We start from the raw sequence: 25,212 nt of genomic DNA, 5'->3' as shown, positions 1-25,212 counted from the left end.
AGACAAAAGAACGGCATTATTTTACCTGTTATACGGTCAAAACCAGACAAAGAAAAATACATACAGTATCAGATGTGCACCAGTAATTATCCTGGCCCGTCCCAGCAGGCCCGCCCCCATAAAAGCTCATGAACACAGTCAAAAGCACAAACAATAACATCCCGAAGCACCGTCACGACTAAGACCTTAGCTATGGCCACAGCTACGACAGCCCTTGTCATGACTGTCATCACTGCCACGAACTCAGCCGCCCTGTCCCGCACAGTGCAATACCAGCCACACTGCAAGGCCAACAAGCAGCCAGCCTTGCAGCTGTCATATACATGCGAATGTCACGACTACCTTGATGCGGAAGCTGAAAGTGCCGCTACAGGTCAGGTTCAGGTGCAGTACACATGGAGATGCAGATCCAGATGAATTTAAAGGGGAAGAGTAAAGATGTGCCCTGACCTGCCCATGGCCTTGCTGCCCCTGGTCTTGCTGCCCCTGGTCTTGCTGCCCCTGGCCCAGCCATGCGAGGCAGTGATTATGAGCACAATGCAGTATCTGATTTCGTAATGGATACGGATAAGTGTTGACGGCTATACTGGCAAAGCCCTCTACATCTGTAATGCTGCTGCATTATCAGCAGATTTGCGGGACTGACCATAAGGCCCATGAGAGAGCAGAAAAGTCAGGAGATCAAGGAAGATGTGAGGCTGCAATTTCAGGCAATAAGCACGGGGGCCTGACGCCGGACAAGCTATGGCGCAGCAGAGAAACACTAATAAAGGAGGGTCAGATCAGGCTTACCTGGCAAAGGGGTTATGAGGACGAAAGGGGTTATGAAAGGACGGAATTCAAAGGAAGACTGGATTCCGGGGATGAATGGGGCTGGGAAAGCGAGGCCATGGCTCCTCGTGAACAAGAGGGCTGGCCGGGGAAATACAAATAAAAGCCCCATGGACCGGTGGTGTAAGGGCAGATGTGCTGCTAAAACGGGTTTAGCCATGTGGCCTGACAGACTTGATGCCTGGCAATCCTGCGTCTGTGGCCGGGTTGCAGATATGCAGAAATCGGGTCAGGTCCCACGTCCCACCCTCATCGGCTGCTTCGTCAATACCATGGTAGTAACAATACAACGTGAATTGTGCACCTGTAAGTTATGCTGAGCGTGAATGATAAATAACAAATACTCCGCTCCTGGAGCTTAAACGTGACAGGTTCCTTTTCGACAATACAATGTCGACTCGCTGGTATTCGCCCAAAACAGCAGACTACCGACTGAAAACCGATATGCTGCGCAATGTCAAAGACTAAGGCCTGCCGCCTTGCGGCTTCTGGCACACCATGCTCTGACTGGTCTGTATGAAGTCAGGAGGCCTACTCCTCAATCAGATCAGCACTCCAGTTAAACTGCTGAATGCTGTTGTCCACCTTGCGAAGCTCGGAGCAAAGAATGTCCAGCTTCTGCTGATGGGCCTTGATATCAACAGCAGGCAGAATCTTAATTTCACCGCCTCGGGCACGCATATTACTGGTTCGTGCCACATCAAGAATGTCCCTGCAGTTTCTGATCTTAAGGTTAAGAATGTCACGACGGGACAGGTACCAGGTCACAGGCTTGCCCTCAAGCATGCTGCGGCTGTTGGTCATATTGATTGAATAGATAAGATGCTCAAGACGCTGGTACAGTGACTCAAGCTCGGTAAAAAGTGACTCCGGGTTCTCAAGAGGCTCTGAGCCTTCCTGCATCAGAGCAGCGCTCATGGCTCTGGAACGCAGCTGGTTAATCTGGCGCTGCAGATCAGCTCTTTCCTGAAGTGCTTCAGCGAGTTTCACCTTCATCTACTCCTAATTCAGATGGCACTTACTGCCAGTCAAAAATCCAATTGCCTGAAAGTCCAGGGCCTCGTGACCTCAAGAAAGGCATCTTAAAACAGCATGCCTGCACTCCTGCAATCCTTTATACGGCGTCAGTCACGTACTCATGATCTTCATAAATTAAAACGACTACAGGCAAAAGTCGAACAAACAGAAAAAACGGGCTTACCTCATGATAAGCAGCCCTTTGTTTTTACCTGCAATGTGTTGCTGCACTGCAGGGCCGGAGGGGCCGGACTGGACTGGACTAAAGAGCAATAAGCTCTCATACCAGGACGGGCATTTTAGCATATTATTGCTTTTTAACCATATCGCATCCTGACAGGGGTCCAACCCTCCCTCTTTATATCCATGATGCCCTACCTGCCTGCAGGCAGGCAGCCTGTTCAGTTTCCATACCGGCCCCTCGGTTCTCAAAATTCACTACAGCTTCATCCGGTCCATGTATTAGTGTGCTTTATGTGCACTTTGTGTCATGAACAGATCATTTTGCGATTTCCTATGAACAGTCAGCATGCCTGCGCAGCTCTCTTATAACCTTAAACCATAGTTGCAGTCCCATACCGTTGGGACGGAAAAGAGCTCATTGCTTTTCAAAGCCTGCCTGCAAAGCTATAAGTTTTTTTGCTCTGCCCCTGCTTAAAGTTGCGTGACAAAATTATGGTCATTAGTGCCGAAACAGTGCCTTTTCATATCTATGGAAATTTCATGCGTATTTTGTGATAAATAGCCTTATTGTGCACCAATTTCATGCATGTTGCTATATTTAGGTGCCGTAAACGCTATCCGAAAAAGCCCGCTTTTTATTAAAGTGATTTATTTTTGCTGTTTGGAAACCTGCTGAGGGGCCTTTCCAGAAATTTACTGGTACTTTTCGTCTGATCCTGCAGATAGGGATGCCGTTTTGTGCCATTGATTATGACATGCTTGGATCCAAGTTAAACTACGGATCCTGTCCTGATCTTTTATCCGGGTATGCCTGGGGCTGTAAATAAAAATGGCACAGAAAAAAATCACTCAAAGAGATGTAAAGAGAGCCAGATCACAAATAATGATATTTGTAATGTGGCAATTTTGATGATTGCAGCGCCCGTTTTTCTTATGACCATCTGTATCTGTGCTCTCAAACTTGCGTTATGATGACTGGGAGTCAATAAATCTCTGATGCTGAGTTAGCACCGTACGTGACATCATGTGAAAACGGCTGCAGTGGCAGCTTGTCCGACAGATCACCTCTGCTGGTGAGCGTCAGAGTAACTTTTGGCGGATATACCTTAATTAATATGAAATGCTTTTGCCCGCAGCAGTTTCTGCTTATATGAGGATCAGTCCTTACCGCCTGCGGGAGAGTGTACCGCTGTATGATTGCAACAGGCTCACAGTGCCCTTTCTTGTCTACAAGTCTGCGCTGCCCTGCCTGCCAATCTTCAGAACTGTGAACTACGGTTGTGTGCCAGGAAGCAACTGCTGTTTAAACGATACAGAGCTGTTACTGCGCATAAGGTAATTCCACTTCAGCATAATGGGGGCCCTGCATGGAAGCTTGCCACAGGCAGTTACCCGTACAGGTAAAGCCTGCTTTGCTTCCGGGAATGACGACTGCAGACAGGCGGTAATTAGTTATTGTGTATTGATGGTCAGCTGCTCACATCAGCTGCAAAATCATCTCTGCGCGACAGCTATTGCTGCTGTGCGCCCGTGACAGTCAACTCTGTCCGCTGCGGTTAGCCACTTAGCCATCTGTTCCCAGTATGGTACATATCTTTTCAGGTCTGTTGAAAAACAGACTGTGCTGCCTTTGAGGTCCCGTCCCTGCTTTCTTTCATCCACATCTGGATGTCCTGTGTCCTTCTGTCCTTTCCCAATATCAGGGGGAGTATCTGCATGCTAAGACTGGAGTAAACCATGGTCTTGCCCGGGTATTCCTCACATGGACCGATCGCGCAAAGATCATTTCAGTGTGCGAAAGAGAACAGTTGTTATCATTCAGCAATATGCAGAGCATGAACAGGCTCTGCTACACAGGCGGTCTACAGACGACCTGTCATATGCTTAATGATGCATATGTAATTTCAGCAGGATCAGCTCATAGAGCTGAAAAGACAAGGCCTGAATGAAACGGGAAGCTCTGACGTCAAAGCGAGACATGCTGAAAAACACTTTGTAAAACAGAATGTAAATCAGAATGTCAGGAAGCACAAAATTCCGTATCGGATGCACTTTCGCAGGAAACTGGCACGGGGCCGGGTATGCCCGGTGACCTGAGGAACAGGTCAGAGCCGGAGCGACTGAGGGCAAAAGCTCAAGTGGTGAAGTTATGTCAACCAACGATAATTTAACCCGTAAGGGCATCTTTATAGCTACAGGCTATTTATGTGCCGGCGTAGTGGTTGCAATTTTCGCAAGCCTTTCTCTGTGGGCAACCTTCTTTGACAGAGAGTACACAATTGCTTCAATTGTAGTCAGTGCTACCTTTATCGCCGGTATTATTGCCGGAATGCTGATTTTACGTCCGCTTATTCCAAGGGTAGGCGTAAAGGCTGTATTTGAGCAGGATGTACTGATCATGATGATTGGCCTTCTGTTCATGTCTCTGGCCATGAATCAGGCAATGCTTATCGTTGGCCTGCTCATCAGCGGTGTTGGTATGAGCTGGTACTTCACCGCCAATTTCAACGTTCAGGTAAAGGCTGCCTCCCAGGGCGGCAGTTCAGCCATGTCACTGGCTGCCTGGGCAGTTGGTCCGGTAGTTTCTGTTGCAGTTCTCAATATATTTGACCAGTATGGTCTTCTGACCCTGCGACTTGTTTACGCTCACTTCATCGTAATCGCTTTCTGGGTTTGGGTTCAGCGTCTTGGCCTGCACATCGACTACTCCGATGCACCTAAATTCGTACTTCGTATCCAGAAAGATGGCGTTGACTACAGCCATCACCACAGCAAGCCAAAGTCCAGGCCTTCCCCAGATGCCGATATCAATCTTGATGCCCTGAAGTCCATGGGTGGCTACATTCACTCTGACAGCACTGAAATCAAGGACGGCGATGCAGCTCCACCTGCCCCGAAGCAGAACGACAACAAGCGCATCTGATTAAGCAGTCCGGCTCTTCAGCCTGATTTGAAAACAGGTTCTGATCAGAATCCACGGGTACAGGTCACCACGATTCTTTACCCTGCAATAGATTGATTTTCTGCCTTAAGTACCATCCAGGATACTGTTAATTGCCAGTACATCCCTGATCTGATAACTGCCAGTACAGCCTCGATCGGATCTCTTTTTCAGTACGGGCTTATACATACCACCATGAGGCCTTTGATCCCGTGGTATAGCCTGATGTCAGGGCAGAGCATTTTGTGAAGATTAAATATGCCCCTCTTTAAAATTTTTAGCATGGTGGCGATGTTGCTCGGCATGGCCGGCAGCGCCGCCATGGCCGCAACTGGCGACAGCTCCGCCATTATCACCACTACTACTGTTTACGGCATCCGCTATGAGATGATCATCTTCGGTCTCATCCTCCTTGGTGTAGCCGTGTTTTACAACAAGACCATGCATGTTGCCCTGATAGGTTTGCTGGCTTTGTGTTTCTACAAGTATGAATTCCTTGTTGACTTCTCGGTGATTCATAAGCTTTTTGGTTATACCAACGCCGATGGTGAATGGGTAAAAGGCTCATGGAATACCTACCTCAACCTCGCTCTGATGCTGCCTGGCTTTGCTATTCTGGCTAACATCTTTGAGGAATCCAAGTTCCCTGCCGTGCTGCCACGTTACCTGCCTAAGGGCATGGGCGGTGCCATGGTTCTGTTACTGTTCGTATTCATACTCTCAACCTTCCTTGACAATATTGCTGCTGCAATTATCGGCTGCTCCATGGCCGCAACTCTCTACAAAGGAAAGGTACACATCGGTTATATCGCCGCTATCTGTGCTGCCTCCAATGCAGGTGGTGCAGGATCGGTAGTGGGCGATACTACTACTACCCTGATCTGGATCTTCGGTAAGGATCCACTCGTCCTGGCCCATGCCTTTATCCCTGCAATTTCCGCTTTCATAATACTGGCATTCTTTGGTGCCCGTCAGCAGCATCTGTATACACAGGACGTCTTTGTTCCACAGGGCGGCGTACGTGTCGAGACCCGTCGTATTGCCCTGGTTGGTCTGATTCTGGCCGGTGCCATTATCTTCAACTACTTCCTTGAGTTCCCTGCCCTTGGTATCTGGATCGCCATTCTGATTGGCACTCCTTTTGTGAAGATCAACTTCCGTGAAGGCCTGACCGCCATTGAGTCCACAGTATTCCTTATTGCTCTGGTATTCTGTGCCGAGCTCGTGCCAATCGACTCCGTACCTGACGCTTCCATCCTGTCCACCATGGCCATCGGCTTCGTATCCTCGGTATTCAACAACATACCACTCACCCAGCTTACTCTTATCAAGGGCGGCTACGACTGGGCACTGCTGTCCTATGCTGTAGGATTCGGCGGCTCCATGATGTGGTTTGGCTCCTCTGCCGGCGTTGCCGTATGTAATGTCTTCCCTAAGGCCCGCTCATTCATGAACTGGCTGCGTTACGGCTGGCACATTCCTTTTGCATTCCTTGTTGGCTTTGGCGTCTACCTCATTACTCTTGGCTGGGACCCAATGAAGGGCAACCCACCAGATCAGATGCCTGCTCCTATTACCAGTGAAGAGGCTGTAGGTAACACCCGTATCAACAAGAATGCTCTGCCTGCAGGTGTAACCGTAGCTCCTGAAGCCGCCCCTGCTGCCCCAGCAGCTCAACAGGCCCCAGCAGCTCAACAGGCCCCAGCAGCTCCACAGGCCCCATCCGCTGCCACTCCATCCTCTGAAGCCGGAGCCCAGTAACAAACAGGCGCATTAAAGGCTCATAAGGTCACAATCTCTGGCCAAAAGGCCAACATAAAGGGCTGACCAGCTCAGCCCGCCTTGATTCAGGGCAGCATCACGCTGCCCTTTGTTTTGCCCAAAATCCCGCCCTTCCTCACAACACATTTCCTCCGCTTATCAATCCCAGTACAGGGCAATGATTGCACTGACAGCTGAAGTAACAGCGACTATTTTCAGCCTTTAAATTGAAATTTCCACAAATATTAATTACAAAGACCTGAAACAAGGGCTTCTGATGAAGAGTTTTCCATTCTGAACTGACGAATGTTACACAGAATTTAACAGGATACCGCCCTTAATGGTGTATCTATGGAATCTCCAGTTCAGCCTGTTTTTGTGCCAGCCACACGGCATGTGTATCTATGTATCACTGGTTATAAGGGACCGTTCATAAAGAAGTAAACAACCAGGGAAAAATTCCATGGTGTCACATTTGAAAGTTACTTTTTGTTAAGGAATCTGTCATGGCAGTTTATGTCAATACCAATGTATCGAGCTTGAATGGCCGTAGATATCTCAATAATGTGCAGAATCAGCTGACTACTACATACCAGAGACTCTCCTCAGGTCTGAGAATTAATTCTGCCAAGGATGACGCAGCTGGTTTACAGATTAGCTCCCGTTTAACCACCCAGATTAACGGTCTGAACCAGGGCAACCGCAACAGCTCTGATGGTATTGCCCTTGCCCAGACTGTTGAGGGCGCCATGGACGAAATGGGCAACATGCTGCAGAAGATCCGCACTCTGGCAGTGCAGGCCCGCAACGGCACCAATACTGCCGAGGATCGTACTGCCCTGAGTAAGGAGGCCTCCTCACTGGCTCAGGAAATCACCCGTATTGCTCAGAAGACTACTTTTGGTGGCCAGGTGGTTCTCGACGGCGCCCACGGCCTTCTGACCAAGCCACAGAATGCACAGGGCACCTCAATTGGTGAGCTTACCCTTCAGGTAGGCGCCAATAAAGGCGACACCATTTCATTCCAGATTCAGTCAATGAAGTTCTCTCAGATCGCATTAGGTGGCGGAGTTGATGCTAACAACGGTCTCAAAAAGTATTATGACGACAAAAATGCAAAGATTCTGTTCTCTACTGCTGATAATATCGATGCAGCTATTTCCAGCCTCGACAAAATGATTGCCAAGGTTGAAGGCAGCCGCGCAGACCTAGGTGCAATCCAGAACAGGCTGGAATCTTCCATCAGAAACCAGGCAAATGTTTCTGCCAACCAGGCAGATGCCCGCTCACGTATTCGTGACGCTGACTTCGCCGAAGAGTCCGCCAACCTGAGCCAGCAGTCCATCATTCAGCAGGCTGCTACTTCCATGCTGATGCAGGCTAACACCCGTCCTCAGCTGGGTCTGTCCCTGTTAGGCTAACAGCTCGTCACCGGACAGCACTACCGAGGCGCAGCCTCTGGTGAACACAAGGCCCTCTGCCGCTAAGGCAGGGGGCCTTGTTGCTTTGGAATTACGATATCCTCCACGTGCCAATGAGTTGTCTGCAGAACGCGCCTCTGCCGAAGGAGCAAAGCCCCCAGTCTATTTGAGTCATTTAAAAATGTATATAGACATTTCCATGCATCACAAGTACTTAACGTATGCAAATATTGACATCAACTAAAAAACGCAAAGAAATACGATAGGCACGTGCTCCTGGCACATATTTGCAGTATCTATGAAACCATGCTGATCGGCATATATTTACTAAAATTGCTCACATCATGTATCTATATGTAATGTATCTCGTGTAACCGTTCTCAAACTCGATGATAATCAAGGGCAAGCCCTAATTAATTTCACAGTTGCAAATTACTTTTTGTTAAGGAATCTGTCATGGCAGTTTATGTCAATACAAATGTCTCAAGCCTGAACGGCCGTAGATATCTTAATAATGTGCAGAATCAGCTGACCACTACATACCAGCGCCTGAGCTCAGGTCTGAGAATTAATTCTGCTAAGGATGACGCAGCTGGTCTGCAAATCAGCTCCCGTTTAACCACCCAGATTAACGGTCTGAACCAGGGCAACCGCAACAGCTCTGATGGTATTGCTCTTGCTCAGACCGCCGAAGGTGGTATGGACGAAATCACAGGCATGCTGCAGAAGATCCGTACCCTCGCAGTTCAGGCCAAGAACGGAACCAACACAGGTGATGATCGTAAGGCCCTCGGTAAGGAGGCCTCTGCTCTGGCTGCTGAGGTAAACCGTATTGCCCAGCAGACCACTTTCGGTGGCAAGAAGATCCTGGACGGCGCCGGCGCTGCCTCCTTATTCACAAAGGGTGCAGGCGACTACGAGGGTAAGTTAACCCTGCAGGTAGGTGCAAACAAGGGTGATACTATCGACTTCACCGTAAACGGCATGAAATTCTCCCAGATCGCCAGTAAGGGCGGTATTGAGGCAGCAAAGGTTGAAGACATCATCAAGAATGGCATTGTCCTCCTGTCTGATTCAACCAAGATCGATGGCATTATCGAAGGTATGGACAAGATGATTGCCGCTGTAGATGCCCAGAGAGCCGGCCTAGGTGCAATCCAGAACAGACTGGAATCTTCCATCAGAAATCAGGCAAACGTTTCTGCCAACCAGGCTGATGCCCGTTCACGTATTCGTGACGCAGACTTTGCCGAAGAGTCCGCCAATCTGAGCCAGCAGTCCATTATCCAGCAGGCTGCCACTTCCATGCTGATGCAGGCTAACACCCGTCCTCAGCTGGGTCTGTCCCTGTTAGGCTAATAAGCCATAATAGGACGACTCTACTGGAGGCGTAGCCTCTGGTGCACACAAGGCCCTCTGCCGAAAAGGCAGGGGGCCTTGTTGCTTTCAAGACCATCAGCAAGAACTGACTAACAATCGTTACAGATTTATAATTTTAAAATATTATTTCATTGCGCTGATTACGTAAGTAATAACTATGCATTAATCGTAACGAAGCTCTGGAAATGCTTATTTACGTGGGTTCTTACATCATCTTGTAGCATCTATGCATACGCAAATTTTTGTATGTTTTTGCAACATTTTTGCATCATATTCCTCTATATGTCATATTGGGAAAAGGGTCGTTCATACAGGTAGATGACATTCTGGATTTACCTTAAATGTCATAATTGCAAATACTTTTTGTTAAGGAACCTGTCATGGCAGTTTACGTAAATACCAATGTATCAAGCCTGAATGGCCGCCGCTATCTGAATAATGTGCAGAACCAGCTCACTACTACGTATCAAAGACTCAGTTCTGGCCTGAGAATTAATTCTGCAAAGGATGACGCAGCTGGTCTGCAAATCAGCTCCCGTTTAACCACCCAGATTAACGGTCTTAACCAGGGCAACCGCAACAGCTCTGATGGTATTGCCCTTGCCCAGACCGCTGAAGGTGGTATGGACGAAATCACAGGCATGCTGCAGAAGATCCGTACCCTGGCAGTTCAGGCCAAGAACGGCACCAACACAGCTGAAGACCGTCAGGCCCTTGGTAAGGAGGCCTCAGCACTGGCCGCCGAAGTTAACCGTATTGCCCAGCAGACCACCTTCGGTGGCAAGAAGATCCTGGACGGCGCTGGCGCTGCCTCCTTATTCACAAAGGGAGCAGGCGACTACGAGGGTAAGTTAACCCTGCAGGTAGGTGCAAACAAGGGTGATACTATCGACTTCACCGTTAACGGCATGAAACTCTCGCAGATCGCCAGTAAGGGTGGTATTGATGCTGCTGGCTACGGCAATATCGTTAACAACAAGGGTGTTGTTCTCCTGAGCGACGCAACCAAGATCGATGGCATTATCGAAGCCATGGACAAGATGATTGGTGCTGTTGATGCTCAGAGAGCTGGCCTAGGTGCAATCCAGAACAGACTGGAATCTTCTATCAGAAACCAGGCCAACGTTTCTGCCAACCAGGCTGATGCCCGCTCACGTATTCGTGACGCTGACTTCGCCGAAGAGTCCGCAAACCTGAGCCAGCAGTCCATTATCCAGCAGGCTGCAACCTCTATGCTGATGCAGGCCAACACCCGCCCACAGCTGGGTCTGTCCCTGTTAGGCTAATAAGTCACAATATGACGACTCTACTGGAGGCATTGCCTCTGGTGCACACAAGGCCCTCTGCCGCAAAGGCAGGGGGCTTTGTCGTTTATGTTCTCAATACCCGATAACCCAGGCTCACCGGCACCACTGTACTGGCTGCCATGGAGTTTTGGAGCATGATTATGAGTTCAAACGCGGAGCTCATTAAGAACAAAGGGCAACTTTCCCTGAGGAAGGTTGCCCTTTTATTTAAGCAGTCAGTGACGGCTGAAAACTATTTTGAGTTCTCGCTGTCGACGCTGCGGCAATTGATGTAGCTGATGATACCGGCCAGCAAGTCAGCCATGAAATCAGGTACGGCCTCTGGACCACGGTTATTCAGGTCATGAACAATCATGGTAGCCAGCAGCATCTTGCCTCGGGCTGCAATGGCGCGCTGAGTGAAGTTAAGAGCATCTACCTTGAGGTATTCATACTCATCAGCGGTCAGCGGTACATTGCGCTTGAGGCAGGCACGCTGGTAAATAAGCTCCAGAGTACGCAGCTCCTTTATCTCATCGTCAAGATGCTTCTGGTAGGTATCCTTGATGGCATTACGCTCATTTGAAGAAAGTTTGCCACCAGTTGCAGCTGATGTAACCATGGTAGAAGCTACAGTAGCAGCTGCTGCCTGTGCAGTCACGCGATTGCGCAGATTCTGCGGTACAGGACATGAAGTTGCAGTGTAGCTGCCACCGGCAGCGGTTGCAGCCGGGGTAGCGCCTGACTGAGCAGGATGTCCCTTGAGCATATTGTTGCGCATTACACGGGTCTGCAGCTTCTGATACAGGTTCTTGGCCTGCATGGTAGCTGATCTGACCAGAGATACTGAAGCCGAGAAGCTGGCACGCCATGTTGAATCAGCCATGCTAGGAGCAGATGAGCTGATGGTGTAAGAATCAGCTGCTCTGTCCAGAGCTTTCTTGAGGCGGGCGATATCGTTCATGGTCATGTCATCTGGATTGAAGCCCTGATCAGTAGGGATCTTGAAGGTGTAACGTGCATCACCCTTATCAGACAACAGCTCAGACTCACGGCCACGGGACAGGAGGAAGTCATTGCGTGCCTTAATGTAGACAATTCTCAGTAGAACTGCCAGCTGTGACATTGCGCCCTCAGGCTCATTGGCAATAGTGGAAATAATGCTGTAGAGCTTGTGATCAGGTCCCTGACCGACAAGAGTATCGTCATTGTGTGACTCAATTGGTGACCAGTCTTTCAGTCCCTCAACAAAGCGTGCCTGGGCCTCCTCATGGGCGCGGGCCTGAGCAGCCTGCATACGTGCAGCCTCCTCTGCAGCCTGAGCCTGTGCAGCTGCAGCCTCCTCAGCTGTGGCATCAGCCTCTGCAGCCTGCAGAGCAGCACGGGCAAAGATAGCCTCCTGCGCTTTCTCTACAGCCTTGATCTGGGCCTGCAGAGTATTGCAGCGGCTGCGCATACGCTTGATTTCAGATGCCAGCTTTTCCCTGTAGTTCACAGTGTGCAGGTTTGTCTGGTTGCTGAAAGCAGCCTTGAGGTATACATGAGCAAAGCCATGGTTGAACAGGAAGATTTCAAGCCATGCACCAGGCAGGAACACTACGTGGTTCACGCTGTTGGCCTTGAGAGCAGCAAATCGTGCTGCAATATCATCAGCCTGTGGGAATGCTGCGTTTCCTGCTTCACCGAGACGGTTTAAGTTCTCCATTGCTGAGAGCTGGGCATTATGACGTCTCTTGTCCAGAGAAGCAGGCAGCTCCAGATTCTTAAGCACTGATGAAGCACCCTGATCCTCATCACAGAGAATGAGGTAATCGATACCCATACGCTGAGCCAGCTCAATGAGTATGTTCAGGCTGGTACCTATAAAGCGCACAATGTGCAGACCGGCACGCTTGAGGTTAATACCCATCTCATGAGCCATGTTGGTCAGAGTCAGGGTATCAGTAGAGCCCTCAACGAGCAGCCAGAAACGGGCCTCAAGTGCATCAGGACAGTGGGTGCTGATGAAGCTTGCAGTATTGCTGTCATCGAGAGTAAGACTGAACTCATCACCAAGTGAGTGAACAGTACGGGCTGATGAGAGGTCAACAAAGTCATCGAACTCATCATCCTGATCCTCCTGTTCAACAGCAACGACCATCTCGCTTGCAGCGCCCGCGCCAGTCATTTCAGAACTTTCAGCAGCTTCTGATGCAGGCTCATCGGCTACGCCTGCAATCTCCATAGCAGACTCTGAAGTGGCATCCTGAGCAGCCATCATTGCTGCACCGGCCTCAGCCTCAGCACGCTGCTCCTCTACAGCACCTGCTATAAAGGATGCCTCAGCCTCAGCTGAATTAATAGCCTCAGCAGCTGCATCGATGGCAGCGTTAGCATTTTCAATATCCGCTGCATCGGACTCAACATCAAAGACAGCGTTGTCTTCAGCTGCTGCGACATCCTCACCGGCTATGTCAGATACATACTCAGAATCTTCTGAGTTTGCAACCTCGCAAACAGCCTCTGCAGCCAGCTCTGGATCAGCAGGAATGATAGCTGCGTCTGCCTCAGCCTCATCAGCTTCTTCAGCTTCGGCTGCTGCAATCATGGCGGCGTCTGCTTCGGCCTCAGCACGGGCAGCAGCCTCAGCATCGTAAGGCTCATCGTCAGCCTCAGAGGCATTATCAAGACCGAACTCACCGAGCATTTCCTCAGTGCGCTCTGCAGTCTCGGCAGCCTCAATCATGGCGGCGTCTGCTTCGGCCTCAGCACGGGCAGCAGCATCAGCATCGTAAGGCTCGTCGTCGCCCTCAGCGGCATTATCAAGACCGAACTCACCAAGCATTTCCTCAGTGCGCTCTGCAGTCTCAGCAGCCTCAATCATGGCGGCGTCAGCTTCAGCCTCGGCACGGGCAGCGGCTTCAGCATCGTAAGGCTCATCATCACCCTCAGAGGCACTCTCAAGACCGAACTCACCAAGCATTTCCTCAGTGCGCTCTGCAGTCTCAGCAGCCTCGATCATGGCGGCGTCAGCTTCAGCCTCAGCACGGGCAGCAGCCTCAGCGTCGAATGGCTCGTCATCGCTCTCGGCAGCATTCTCAAGACCGAACTCACCAAGCATTTCCTCAGTGCGCTCTGCAGTCTCGGCAGCCTCAATCATGGCGGCGTCTGCCTCAGCCTCAGCGCGGGCTGCAGCATCAGCATCGTAAGGCTCGTCGTCGCCATCAGCGGCATTCTCAAGACCGAACTCACCAAGCATTTCCTCAGTGCGCTCTGCAGTCTCAGCAGCCTCGATCATGGCGGCGTCAGCTTCAGCCTCGGCACGGGCAGCGGCTTCAGCATCGTAAGGCTCATCATCACCCTCAGAGGCATTCTCAAGGCCGAACTCACCGAGCATTTCCTCAGTGCGCTCTGCAGTCTCAGCAGCCTCAATCATGGCGGCGTCAGCTTCAGCCTCAGCACGGGCAGCAGCCTCAGCATCGTAAGGCTCGTCGTTAGCCTCAGAGGCATTCTCAAGACCGAACTCACCGAGCATTTCCTCAGTGCGCTCTGCAGTCTCGGCAGCCTCAATCATGGCGGTGTCAGCTTCAGCCTCAGCACGGGCAGCAGCCTCAGCGTCGAATGGCTCGTCGTCAGCCTCAGAGGCATTCTCAAGACCGAACTCACCGAGCATTTCCTCAGTGCGCTCTGCAGTCTCAGCAGCCTCAATCATGGCGGCGTCAGCTTCAGCCTCGGCACGGGCCTCTGCCTCAGGATCAGAAAGGGTATCAACCACATCCTCACTGTCAAAGCCCAGTGATGCCAGAGCATCATCCTCTGCTTCAGACTGACCCTGTGCAAGCTCTTCAACAGCACAGAGAGCATCAGCACCTGCAAGGTCCTCAGATTCAACTGCAGTGGCAGCTGGAGCCTCAACATCAGACATCAGATCATCTGTAGCTGACGCAGCTGGCTGGGCCAGAGCCTCAGAAGCCCCCTCAACAGGCTCTCCATTTTCAGATACCAGGTCCTCACGTGCCTCTTTGTAAACGGCATAGGCTGTGACCATGGCAATGCTGGCAGCCTCGTCAACAATCTTCTTAGGAACTTCCTTGTCACCTGACTTGATGACAGGCTTTTCTTCACCAGTCAGCACGCCACGGGACTGTTCGTATACGGCAAAAGAGGCCTCAATAGCAGGCTCACCTTCGGTAAGGGTCTCCTTGGCATCCTTATATACTGCATAGGCTGCATCAATAGCCGGATTAGCAGACTGTGAAGGACTTTCAACTGAAGGAATGAAGTCATCCTGAGCAGTCTCAGCAGCCGGCTTGTCCTCAGCAGGCTCCTCAACTTCATTTTCCTTGAGGAAGTTGGCTGCAGCTGCAAGATCAGCAGGCAACTCAGCTGAGGCAGCTGACTCATCACCCATTACATCAGCCATAAGGTCTGCGCTATCTGCCTCACCCAAGGCATCTGCCATGGTGTCAGCCATCAGGTCAGCAGATTCATCTGTGTCCATGAGGTCGGCAGTTGCTGCGGCGGCCTCAGCAGTCTCTTCCATCAGGGCAGCTTCATCATCGGCCATGAGGTCTGCGCTATCTGCGCTGTCGGCATCACCCATGGCATCTGCCATGGCGTCAGCCATCAGGTCAGCAGATTCATCTGTGACCATGATGTCATCAGTTGCTGCGGCGGCCTCAGCAGTCTCTTCCATCAGGGAGGCTTCATCACCGGCCATGAGGTCTGCGCTGTCTGAGCTGTCGGCATCACCCATGGCATCTGCCATGGCGTCAGCCATCAGATCAGCAGATTCATCTGAGTCCATGAGGTCGGCAGTTGCTGCGGCAGCCTCAGCTGTCTCTTCCATCAGGGCAGCTTCTTCACCGGCCATGAGGTCTGCGCTGTCTGCGCTATCGGCCTCACCCATGGCATCTGACATTGCGTCAGTCATCAGGTCAGCAGATTCATCTGAGTCCATGAGGTCGGCAGTTGCTGCAGCGGCCTCTGCTGTCTCTTCCATCAGGGCAGATTCATCACCGGCCATGAGGTCTGCTCTGTCGTCCTCACCCATGGCATCGGCCATGGCATCGGCCATGGCGTCAGCCATCAGGTCAGCAGATTCATCTGCGCCCATGAGAGCGTCAGCTGAGTCCTCCTCAGATGCCATATCGTCGCCAATCAGCTCAGCAGCTTCATCGGCAGCTTCCTCTACAGCAGCCTCAGCAATGGCAGCCAGCTCTTCCTGAGCCTCAATCTGAGCCTCTAACACATCGTCAGTGCTGATTGCTTCGTCAATTATGTCAGCAGCAGCATCGGCAGCACTCTCAAGGTCAATGCTGTCTTCTGCCAGATCAGCAGCTGGATCCTGGTCCTGAGCAGCAAGCTCAGGCTCATCCATGAGCTCCTGCTCTGTATCTGCCATGTTGTCGCAGACTGATTCATCCATGAGGTCAGCAGTGCTGTCTGCCATATCCATGGACAGATCCTGAGCACTCTCATCAGCAGGCTCGCTGTCCTGAAGACCGGCAGCCTCAGCCATGGCCTGAGCTACGCTCTCCATGGTTACTGACTCAGCTGGACGTGCATTCTCTTCAGCCAGCACCAGGTCTTCAGGCATGATCATGTCGCCATCATCGCCCTCTTCGAGCAGATCCATGTCGTCAGTCATGGCAACAGACTTGCTGACCTGTCCGGCATGTGCAGGTATCTCGCCTGATACGGCAGCATCAAACTCGGCGGCGGCAATCTGGGCAAAGTCCTCATCTTCACTCATGATGGCAGCCTGATGTGCCTCAACGGCATCATTGGCTTCCTCACGAATGGCAGCCTTTCTGGCAGCAGCGGCAGCCTTGATGGCGGCCATGCGCTCAGCCATATCATTACTGCTGATTTCGCTGTGTGAGGAGGTGTCACTTTCCATATCGCTGTCAACAGCAGAAAGGTCAGTCTGTTCGCCATCAGAGGCAGCGTCTCCGACAAAGGTCTCACCGGCGACAGGATCAGCGGCCAGCTCATCTGCTGGCATGGTGTCTGAGGCCAGGGCTTCATCGAACTGAGCGGCACCTTCCTGAGAACTGGCAAGGTTGTCCGGCATGATGAGATCATCATCTTCATCGTCCAGATCAAGCTCACGGGCCATGATCAGCTCGTCTTCTTCATCAGCTGCATCTGCAAGATCAAGCTCATCACGAACTTCTTCTTCCTCAACGATCTTTCCAAGTATGCCGTTCTCGCCGGAGGCCGCAGCTTCAAACTCTTCGGCAGCAAGCTGAGCATAATCTTCGTCTTCTTCAATGATGGCAGACTGCTCAGCCTCTACAGCCTCAACAGCTTCTGCATCCAGAGCAGCTTTACGCGCAGCTGCAGCTGCCTTAATGGCGGCCATGCGCTCGGCCATGTCCACGCCTTGAACTGCAGATTCACCGCCAGAGCTGTGCTCTGCAGTATTGTTCTCATCTTCAGTTTCTTCAGCTGGTACATCCTGAGCACTGGCATTCATATCATCGATGCTGGCAGATGCACTGGCAGCCATGTCATCGTCAGCGGACTCAAATGCACCTTCCTGAGCATCAGCTGAAATGTCATCACTGACAGCCATGGTATCAGCATCGCTTTCACTAAGCTCGTCACTGGCTGCAGCAGCTTGCTGGTCAGCACTGTGCTGGTCATCAGTCATGGCAAATAAGCCGTCCTGAGCAGCACCGACATCGGCTGAGAGCTCTACTGTGTCAGCAAGACCGGCCTTGCGGGCGGCTGCAGCGGCCTTAATGGCAGCCATACGTACAGCCATGTTAATACCACGGCCATGATCTTCAGAATCACCTGCCATAGTATCCTCATCAGAAGACTCATCTTCATCAAAGACATCACCGGCAAGGTCGGAATCTGAATCATCAGCCTCTGCACATTCACTGTCCAGAGACATGTCATGGGTTGCAGTGAGTTCATCTGACTGATCCTCAGGCTCAGGAGCACCATCACCGGCAAGTTCATCAACAGCGTCAAGTGCACCGGCAGCCTCAGCTACCAGGGATACCAGATCGTCTGCACTCTGAGCGCCTGGGTCAGCAGACTCAATGGCATTTTCCAGCTCAGGAGCATCTTCAGGCTCATCGACTGCAGCAATTGCCATTGCAGCACCTTCTGACTCATCGTCAGCCTGATCAGCTGCCGGGGCATCACAATCCTGGAGGTCAGCCTGCACGGCTTCATCCTGAGGGGCACTGATGTCATGGATGATATCTGCACCGAGCTGACCTTCAGGCTGATCCTGAGGGGCAAGGCTGACATCAATGGCAGGTGGCATATCAGACTGATCACTGGCACTGTCGTCAGTGACCGCAATAGCCTTTTCCAGCTGGGCTGAAAGTTCAGTGCTTACTGACTCCATAACTGGCTGTGCGGTCAGTACAGGGTGGGCTTCACCTGACTTGCGGGCGGCAGCAGCTGCCTTGATGGCGGCCATGCGCTCGGCCATGTTCACACCCTTAGTTCCTGATCCGGCAGGTCTGTGACTGTCCTTTTGCTCAGCAGCTACAGCTGCATCAAAGGCTGCAGCACTGTCGGAGGCAAAGTTTTCATCCTCCATAATGCATGCATCTGCCTTGAACTTTCCTGAAAGCTCATCATTGACACTTTTATCTTTATCCTGACGGGATCTGATCGCATCTTCATGAGAGATTTCCACAGCCGCTTCGGCATCCATCTTCGGATCTTCAAGAACACCACTTATGGAATCAAGACCGGCCTCATCGGCAAAAGCCGCAATGTCTGACAGATCAGGGGCATCTGTCAGCCCGTCCAGATCATCGCCAGCTGCAAACTTGTCAGCCATCTCATCGGCAGGAACAGAGTCATTAAGCTCCATGGCAGGTTCTGATGCCATATCTGTCTCAGATGACAGGTCATCATCAGTATTCCCGGCATCCATGGCAGCCTTACGTGCAGCTGCAGCGGCCTTAACGGCGGCCATGCGCTCTGCCATGCTCGTCTTCCTGGCCGGCTGCTCCTGGCCCATATCAGGAATATCCATTGCTTCACTTGCTGCCAGCGCGGCTGCACCAGCATCGGCAACATCATCAACAGCCTGATGGGATGCATCACCTGCCTGAGCATCTGCATCACCTGCCTGAGCGGCAGTATCACCAGCACCCTGGGCCTCAGTCTCAGCATCAGAAGGTGCACAGGCAGAAACATCATCAGCTGGCAGCTCAGGAGTGTCCTCTGCAGCTGCTTCACTGAGACTGTCAAGGGTAAGCCCCATATCCATATCAGGCTCATCATGAGCCTCCATGGCTGCCTTACGGGCGGCAGCAGCGGCTTTGACCGCAGCCATGCGCTCAGCCATGCTGATCTTCTTTGCAGCAGGTGCCTCCTGGGCCATATCAGGAATATCCATTGCTTCACTTGCTGCCAGTGCGGCTGCGCCAGCATCATCGACAGCTTCACCAGCCTGATCGGCTGCATCACCTGCCTGAGCATCTGCATCAACTTCCTGAGCGGCAGTATCTCCAGCACCCTGGGCCTCAGTCTCAGCATCAGAAGGTGCACAGGCAGAAATATCATCAGCTGGCAGCTCAGGAGTATCCTCTGCAGCTACTTCACTGAGACTGTCAAGGGTAAGACCCATATCCATATCAGGCTCATCATGAGCCTCCATGGCTGCCTTACGGGCGGCTGCAGCGGCTTTGACCGCAGCCATGCGCTCAGCCATGCTGATCTTCTTTGCAGCAGGAGCCTCCTGGGCCATCTCTGGCATTTCCATATCATCAGCAGCAGCTACAGCAGCAAGAGCGCTGCTGTCTGCAGTCTCTTCAAACTCATCAGCACTGCCGGCATCAACAGCCAGATCGTCATCGGCAACCAGGGCAGACTCATCAGCCTCTACAATATCAGCAGGCTCGCCGCCCAGATCCATTACAGGCTCTTCACTGAGAGCACTTTGAGCTGAATCAGGATCACTAAGGTCCTCTGTCAGGTCCTCTGTCAGGCCATCTGGCATGCTTTCAGACACTGACTCACTCACAGCCCCATCAGCATCGCTCACAGTCTCGGACATGACTTCCTCCATGGAGCCTGTCAGAGACTCATCAGCAGTCTCAGTCATGCTGTCTTCCATGGCAGCACTGTCTAATCCATCAGCTGCCTGAATCTGACCGGCTGCATCAGCAACAGCATTTTCGTCATCGCCACCTGCCTGAGCTGCAGGTTCAATCTCCAGCCCTGTGTTCAGTTCAGCAAGAGACAGCTCACAGTCATCATCTGCTGTGGCAGCTGTGCTTAACTCAGCATCGGCTGCATCAGAAGCACCGGCTGCATCAGAGGCAGCGGCGACCTCGAGCTCCAGCTCAGCACTGACCAGAGCACTTTCGGCAGCAGCAGCCAGTAAATCATCTTCTGCTGACAGAGACTGAGTCTGAGTATCGTCACTACTGTCAGCGGCAAGTGCGCTCAGTTCAGACTGCTCATCCATACCCTCAACAGACCCAGCGTCAAGGCTGTCATCAAGACCGACATCAGCATCGGCCATTGCATCCATATCAGCAGCATCGGCCATAGCATCCATAGCAGCATCGGCTGTATCTTCAACAGCCGGGGCAGTGACTGTACTGTCCAGATCAATCTCGGCAAGCGCCTGAGCAGCATGTGCTACAGCGTCAGCAACTGCTCCCATGTCCAGAGACTGCTCATCTGCACCAGCAGACAGGTCGCCTGCACTGGCGGCAGCATCAGCGGTGGCTGCCTCACTGCCCTCATCAGCACTTAATGCAGCATCAAAAGCAGCAGAGGCATCGGAAGCAAAATCTTCTTCTTGAGCAAGGGCCTCTTCCTTTGCAGCCTGCTGCTCACCAAACTCCTGAGCCAGTTCGGCTTCACGGGCGGCCTTACGGGCAGAGGCAGCAGCCTTGATGGCAGCCATACGCTCAGCCATGGTCTTTGGCCTGTTACCGTTTGTCTCCTCACTGTGCTTATCTGCACTGGCCACTCCACCGGCAGCCCCGGCAGTGGCCTCGCCGGCAGCCCCGGCAGTGGCCTCGCCGGCAGCAGCGTCGGCGGCAGAGGACTGCTCATCGACCTCAGCCGGAGCAGCAGCGGCACTGACTGCGGCGGCTGCGGCTTCTTCAAAGGCAGCAGCCTGGGCATGATCCTCCTTGCAGGCCTGGTTGGTGGCCTCGCGGAAGGCATTGGAAGTTTCATCACGGGCAATGGCCGCAGCAATCATGGCAGCATTGGCAGCATCTTCTCGTGCCTGTGAGGCATGCTGAGCGGCATTGCTGGCGCAGCTTACGGCAGCAGCAGCCATTTCAGCTGAATCAAAATCGTCATTGTCAGATGGGGATATGCCCAGATTTACCGGACAGGCATCAGGCACATTGAGAACATCAGCGGCATCAAGAGCTGCATCAAGCAGATCACCCTCCAGAGAGTCGGCACCATCAGATGCAGTTGCGCAAATATCAGGCATCACCAGATCACTGTCATCCGATTCATCAAAGAGTTCCTCATTAAAGAGCTCCTCATCGCGGTCCTGACTGAGCTGTGCCTCTGACTTGCTGACTGCGCCAAGATCTACAGGACAGGCATCAGGCACTACGAGATCATCGGCCGCATCAAGAGCGGAGGAAAATTCTTCATCCTGAGCTACAGCACGTACAGCACTGATATCCACTGCACAGGCATCTGCACCATCAGTCCCATAAAGAGTACCCACTCCATCTGTAACGCCGTCAAAAAGGTCATCGTCAGCAGCCTCGTCGGCACCGGCAGCCATTTGGGCAAGGCTGTCAGCTTCATCAGGCAGCTCCAAGTCATTGGCATCAAGGTCAATGCCGTCGAGCAGATCACCGCCGTCATCCTTAGCGTCAATACCAGCGAGCAGGTCAGCTGAATCATCAGCTGCGCTCAGATTCAGATCAGGGGCAGACTCGTTGAGCACTTCCTCTTCTTCCTCTTCCTCTTCGATCTCAATGCCAAATTCACCAAGCAGATCATCCATCATGTCCTGCTCGCCTTCATCTTCCTCACCTGCAAGCTCAGCGCTCTGAGCGCCAGCGGTATCAGCGGCGAAAGCATCAGCATCAACTTCGTTACCTGCGCTGGCTGCAGCTTCGCTCTCTGCCCCGGCCATGCCTGTAGCATCAGAATTTGCTGTCAGCTCATCATCTGGCATATCAATACCCATATCACCAAGGACATCAGCCATGATGTCAGCAGCACTGGCTGCGCTGGCTGCAGCTGCAGCACCGGTGGCAGCGCCTGCCGATCCTGCGGCAGCTGCTGCGGCCCCAGCACTGGCAGGAGCACCACCCTGAGACTGAGCAAGGCCCTCAAGAGAGCCGTGCTCCAGATACCATCGCTCACGGAGCAGATTGGTGCCCCAGGCTGGCAGTTTGTTATCAGAGTGCTTCTGGGAGCTCTTGAGCTTGATGCTGAAGCGGCGGTCAACCTTGCTGACAGGGCCAATCAGACGCCACTGGGCGCCAGGATAGAAAATCAGTTCTTCTGTGCCTGAGGACAGAGCAATAATCTGAGAGGCCAGATGATCGATATGGTCGTTGACCTCACATGGAATAGTTTTGTTATGAGCACGGCGGCACTTCTGCTCGGCCAGAGTCTGAACTTCATCCTCATCATAGGAAATAAAGCGCAGCAGAGAGTTGTAACCGGCATTGTCCTCACGCACCTGATCAAGGGTCTTGCCCTTGCGGCTGCAGAAAGCACCGAGCATCAGGCACTGAGGCACAGGGTAGCGTGGGCCTACGCCACTGAGCCAGCTGAGCACTTCATCACGCTCAGCCTCACTTACAGCAATCAGGCGACGTGCTGCCCCGACAGCACCTGCGGCGCCTGAGCCGGCAGCCTGGGCAGCAGTCTGTTCTGCCTGAGCGCCCTCATCGCCGGCAACATCAGCTGCAGCATCTTCAGCAGCGCCTGCACAGGCGGCACCAGCTGCAGCTTCGGCAGCCTCAGCTTCGGCAGCCTCAGCCTGATTCCTGCAGTCCTCACAGCTGCTGATGATTTCATGAACGCTTACCTGACAGTGCACCCCGCGACTGTCCAGAGAGGCATTGATGCAGGCAGCATCCCTGGCATCAACAGTCGGAGTGACGCCCTCGTTAACACGGCGATCCCCCTCAAAGACCACAACATTGCGGCGCTCCGGACGATCAAAGTCATATGGCAGGGTAATGCCCTCAGCGCCGGCAACAGCACCCTGAGCACAGGCTGCAGCTGCTCCGCCCTGTAAAGAACCATCACAGCTGTCGGTACCCTCGACAGCCTGATCGGATCCCTGCATGGTCAGATTAAGAGTTACCAGCCAGGTGCGATCACCACGAACCACCTCAAAGCTGATTACCGGGCCACGGCGCAGCATGGAACCCAGCTTGCTGTCAGACAGGACTGGTCTGTCAGCAAGGGCTCTGCCGGGCAGTACGCCCTGCAGGGCAGGACTTAGGGACTGCATGAGACCGGCATGAGATTTATGGGTAACCTGCAGACTGATATCAGGAGCATCTGAATTACGTGAACGCACTGTAATCTGCTCACGGATCACATCAGCACCGGCAATAAAGGCACGGCTGACCTCAGCCTCGGCATAATCCTGGCTGGAGCCATCGCCCTTTGGGGCAATGTGAACAGCTACCTGAGAATAGCCATGAGCTGTATTGGACTCAGGCTCATATACACCTGAGGTCACCATTAAGGACAGCTTCTGCGGACCCTCAGGGTTTACGCGCGAGAGCTGATAGGTACCGGCATTGCGGTGACGTGACTTGATGGAGACGTCATAGCGGGCAGTATCAAGATGCTGATCATCAGCCATGAACTTGAACTCCAGCATGTCCTTGATGCCGCTTTCGTGCTCACTGCCGCTCTTGACAGTTACATTACCGGCGCTCTGTGCGTCACTGTCGCCCAGGCCCTCACTGTCAGTGCCCTGAGCACTGTCACAGTGACCTGCACAGTCAACGCCAGCGCCGACACCGACGCCAGAACCTGCAACAGCACCTGCGGCACGCTCACAATGACCCTGTGCACAGCCGCAGTCATTACCACAGCCGTCCGGGCCGCTGTGCTCACAGCAGCTTTCATCATCTGCTGAAAGCTCATCGCAGCAGCCTGAGCTGCAGCTGCTGCCGCAGCCGGCGTCAACATCATGCTCAGGGTGAGCATCAACGGACTGGGACGGCAGAGCCAGCGGACGGCCGCATGGACCGAGGCGGCCCACTACAGTCTGATGGGACAGAGCGCAGTTGCTCTGCAGCAGAGCTCTGGCAAGGTCAGGACTTTCTGACGGTACCAGGGCCTGAGCCGGATTGTTCAGCAGGGTAATTTTGTTGATGGCGGCCATGAGATCCAGCTGAGCGGCAGCCGGAATAGGCGCGATGATAGTGGAGTCATCATTGAGACTCAAATCAAAGAAGTGCAGGGAGCGGAAGCGCTCGATATGTAAATGCCTGATTAGCATGCAGAGTAGTCCTGTCTGTGCAGCTGGTAATAAGCTTTCACGGCGATCCTTTCCCTGAAAAACAGGTCAGAGCCGGAAAAATTTTGAGCCGATCAAATGGGTACGCGGATCGGCTCATCCTTAATTATAGTGGCAATGGGCAGCTTAGGCCACTTTTTGGGCACGTTTGGCGCCCTCAAAGGCCCCCTTATTGCCAGTACCGTGCGCCCGGTCTCATATTAAAAAGAGCAGAGACAGGCCAAAATTCGCCGCTGCCCCATCACAAGGCAGCCCCCTTGATACATAATCTGCCCCTCAACAGGGCAAAAACACCATAAGAATTAATATCTATCAACCCGCCCCATCCCCAGCCTGTCACGATTCCTCCAGCCGCCACTGCACAGTGGCGACCGTAGCCCCTGCCACAGTGACGATCATGGCCACCGTAGCCAACATGGCAGCCATGATCAGCCCGCAGATGCCGCGAAGCCTGAAGCCACGATACCTCGAGGCCACGAGGGCATAACTGCTCTCACGTAGCGCAAGTCCATCTCATAAGGCAGCCGCACCAAAGACAGCAGCTCAGAGCACAAAATGAAAGCAGCGGCAGCAGCACCATACTGCAGATCATCGCAGCACCGGCTACAGCGATGCACCAGTTACAGCGAAGCACCGGCTCCACAGGACAAAGGTCACGGGTGCACCGGACAGGCAGTGCCCGATCCATTCGGGCAGCAGCACACGTGCTCACTGCCCAGCTGCGCCAGCCCGATCAAGACCTGCCTTACCGGTCCGCCATTAAATCAGCTCGTGAGCAGACGCTCAGCCTCCGAGCGTAGTGAAACCTGTCTTAGCTGTGCTTGCCTGCGCAGCTCGCAAAGAGTGGCCAGGTGCCTTCAGTCTGCCTGACTGGCTGGCCGACTGGCCAACTGACTGCCTTACTGACTGGCTGCCTGACTGGCCAACTGACTGCCTTACTGA

At 52.8% G+C, this 25,212-nt stretch carries 7 protein-coding genes; 5 read left to right on the top strand and 2 right to left on the bottom strand.

Annotated elements, in window-relative coordinates:
• Positions 1–1,362: 1,362 nt before the first annotated feature.
• The gene (locus tag MXE41_RS06195) at positions 1,363–1,827 is read right to left on the bottom strand and encodes a DIP1984 family protein (protein WP_247099856.1); all 465 of its coding nucleotides are present in this window, start codon (positions 1,825–1,827) and stop codon (positions 1,363–1,365) included.
• Between the two features lie 2,353 nt (positions 1,828–4,180).
• On the opposite strand from MXE41_RS06195, the gene MXE41_RS06190 reads away from it, so the two are divergent.
• The 5 genes from MXE41_RS06190 to MXE41_RS06170 all read left to right on the top strand — a co-directional run bounded on the left by MXE41_RS06190 (position 4,181) and on the right by MXE41_RS06170 (position 10,820).
• Complete coding sequence (locus MXE41_RS06190; RefSeq protein ID WP_247099855.1) at positions 4,181–4,954, top strand: hypothetical protein; 774 nt, start codon at positions 4,181–4,183, stop codon at positions 4,952–4,954.
• Positions 4,955–5,254: 300 nt separating this feature from the next.
• Entirely contained in the window at positions 5,255–6,733 is a 1,479-nt protein-coding gene (locus MXE41_RS06185) for a citrate transporter (RefSeq protein WP_247099853.1), read from the top strand.
• A gap of 506 nt (positions 6,734–7,239) precedes the next feature.
• Entirely contained in the window at positions 7,240–8,154 is a 915-nt protein-coding gene (locus tag MXE41_RS06180) for a flagellin (protein ID WP_247099851.1), read from the top strand.
• Positions 8,155–8,610: 456 nt separating this feature from the next.
• Positions 8,611–9,513, top strand: coding sequence for a flagellin (locus tag MXE41_RS06175; protein ID WP_246978653.1), 903 nt, complete (start codon positions 8,611–8,613; stop codon positions 9,511–9,513).
• Positions 9,514–9,914: 401 nt separating this feature from the next.
• Positions 9,915–10,820 (top strand): flagellin, encoded by a 906-nt coding sequence (locus MXE41_RS06170; RefSeq protein WP_247099850.1) that lies wholly within the window; start codon positions 9,915–9,917, stop codon positions 10,818–10,820.
• 253 nt (positions 10,821–11,073) lie between these two features.
• Here MXE41_RS06170 and MXE41_RS06165 read toward each other — a convergent pair whose 3' ends face one another.
• Complete coding sequence (locus MXE41_RS06165; RefSeq protein ID WP_247099848.1) at positions 11,074–24,252, bottom strand: TOPRIM nucleotidyl transferase/hydrolase domain-containing protein; 13,179 nt, start codon at positions 24,250–24,252, stop codon at positions 11,074–11,076.
• Between the last annotated feature and the right edge of the window lie 960 nt (positions 24,253–25,212).

The organism is Anaerobiospirillum sp. NML120449 (genome assembly GCF_023051105.1).
GTDB lineage: Bacteria > Pseudomonadota > Gammaproteobacteria > Enterobacterales > Succinivibrionaceae > Anaerobiospirillum.
The sequence above is the reverse complement of the archived record's forward strand: the minus strand, read 5'-3'. Positions and strand labels throughout refer to the sequence as shown.

Coding starts and splice junctions, on each gene's coding strand:
- MXE41_RS06175 (WP_246978653.1), top strand. CDS start 8,611: ATGGCAGTTTATGTCAATACAAATGTCTCAAGCCTGAACGGCCGTAGA.
- MXE41_RS06190 (WP_247099855.1), top strand. CDS start 4,181: ATGTCAACCAACGATAATTTAACCCGTAAGGGCATCTTTATAGCTACA.
- MXE41_RS06180 (WP_247099851.1), top strand. CDS start 7,240: ATGGCAGTTTATGTCAATACCAATGTATCGAGCTTGAATGGCCGTAGA.
- MXE41_RS06165 (WP_247099848.1), bottom strand. CDS start 24,252: ATGCTAATCAGGCATTTACATATCGAGCGCTTCCGCTCCCTGCACTTC.
- MXE41_RS06170 (WP_247099850.1), top strand. CDS start 9,915: ATGGCAGTTTACGTAAATACCAATGTATCAAGCCTGAATGGCCGCCGC.
- MXE41_RS06185 (WP_247099853.1), top strand. CDS start 5,255: ATGGTGGCGATGTTGCTCGGCATGGCCGGCAGCGCCGCCATGGCCGCA.
- MXE41_RS06195 (WP_247099856.1), bottom strand. CDS start 1,827: ATGAAGGTGAAACTCGCTGAAGCACTTCAGGAAAGAGCTGATCTGCAG.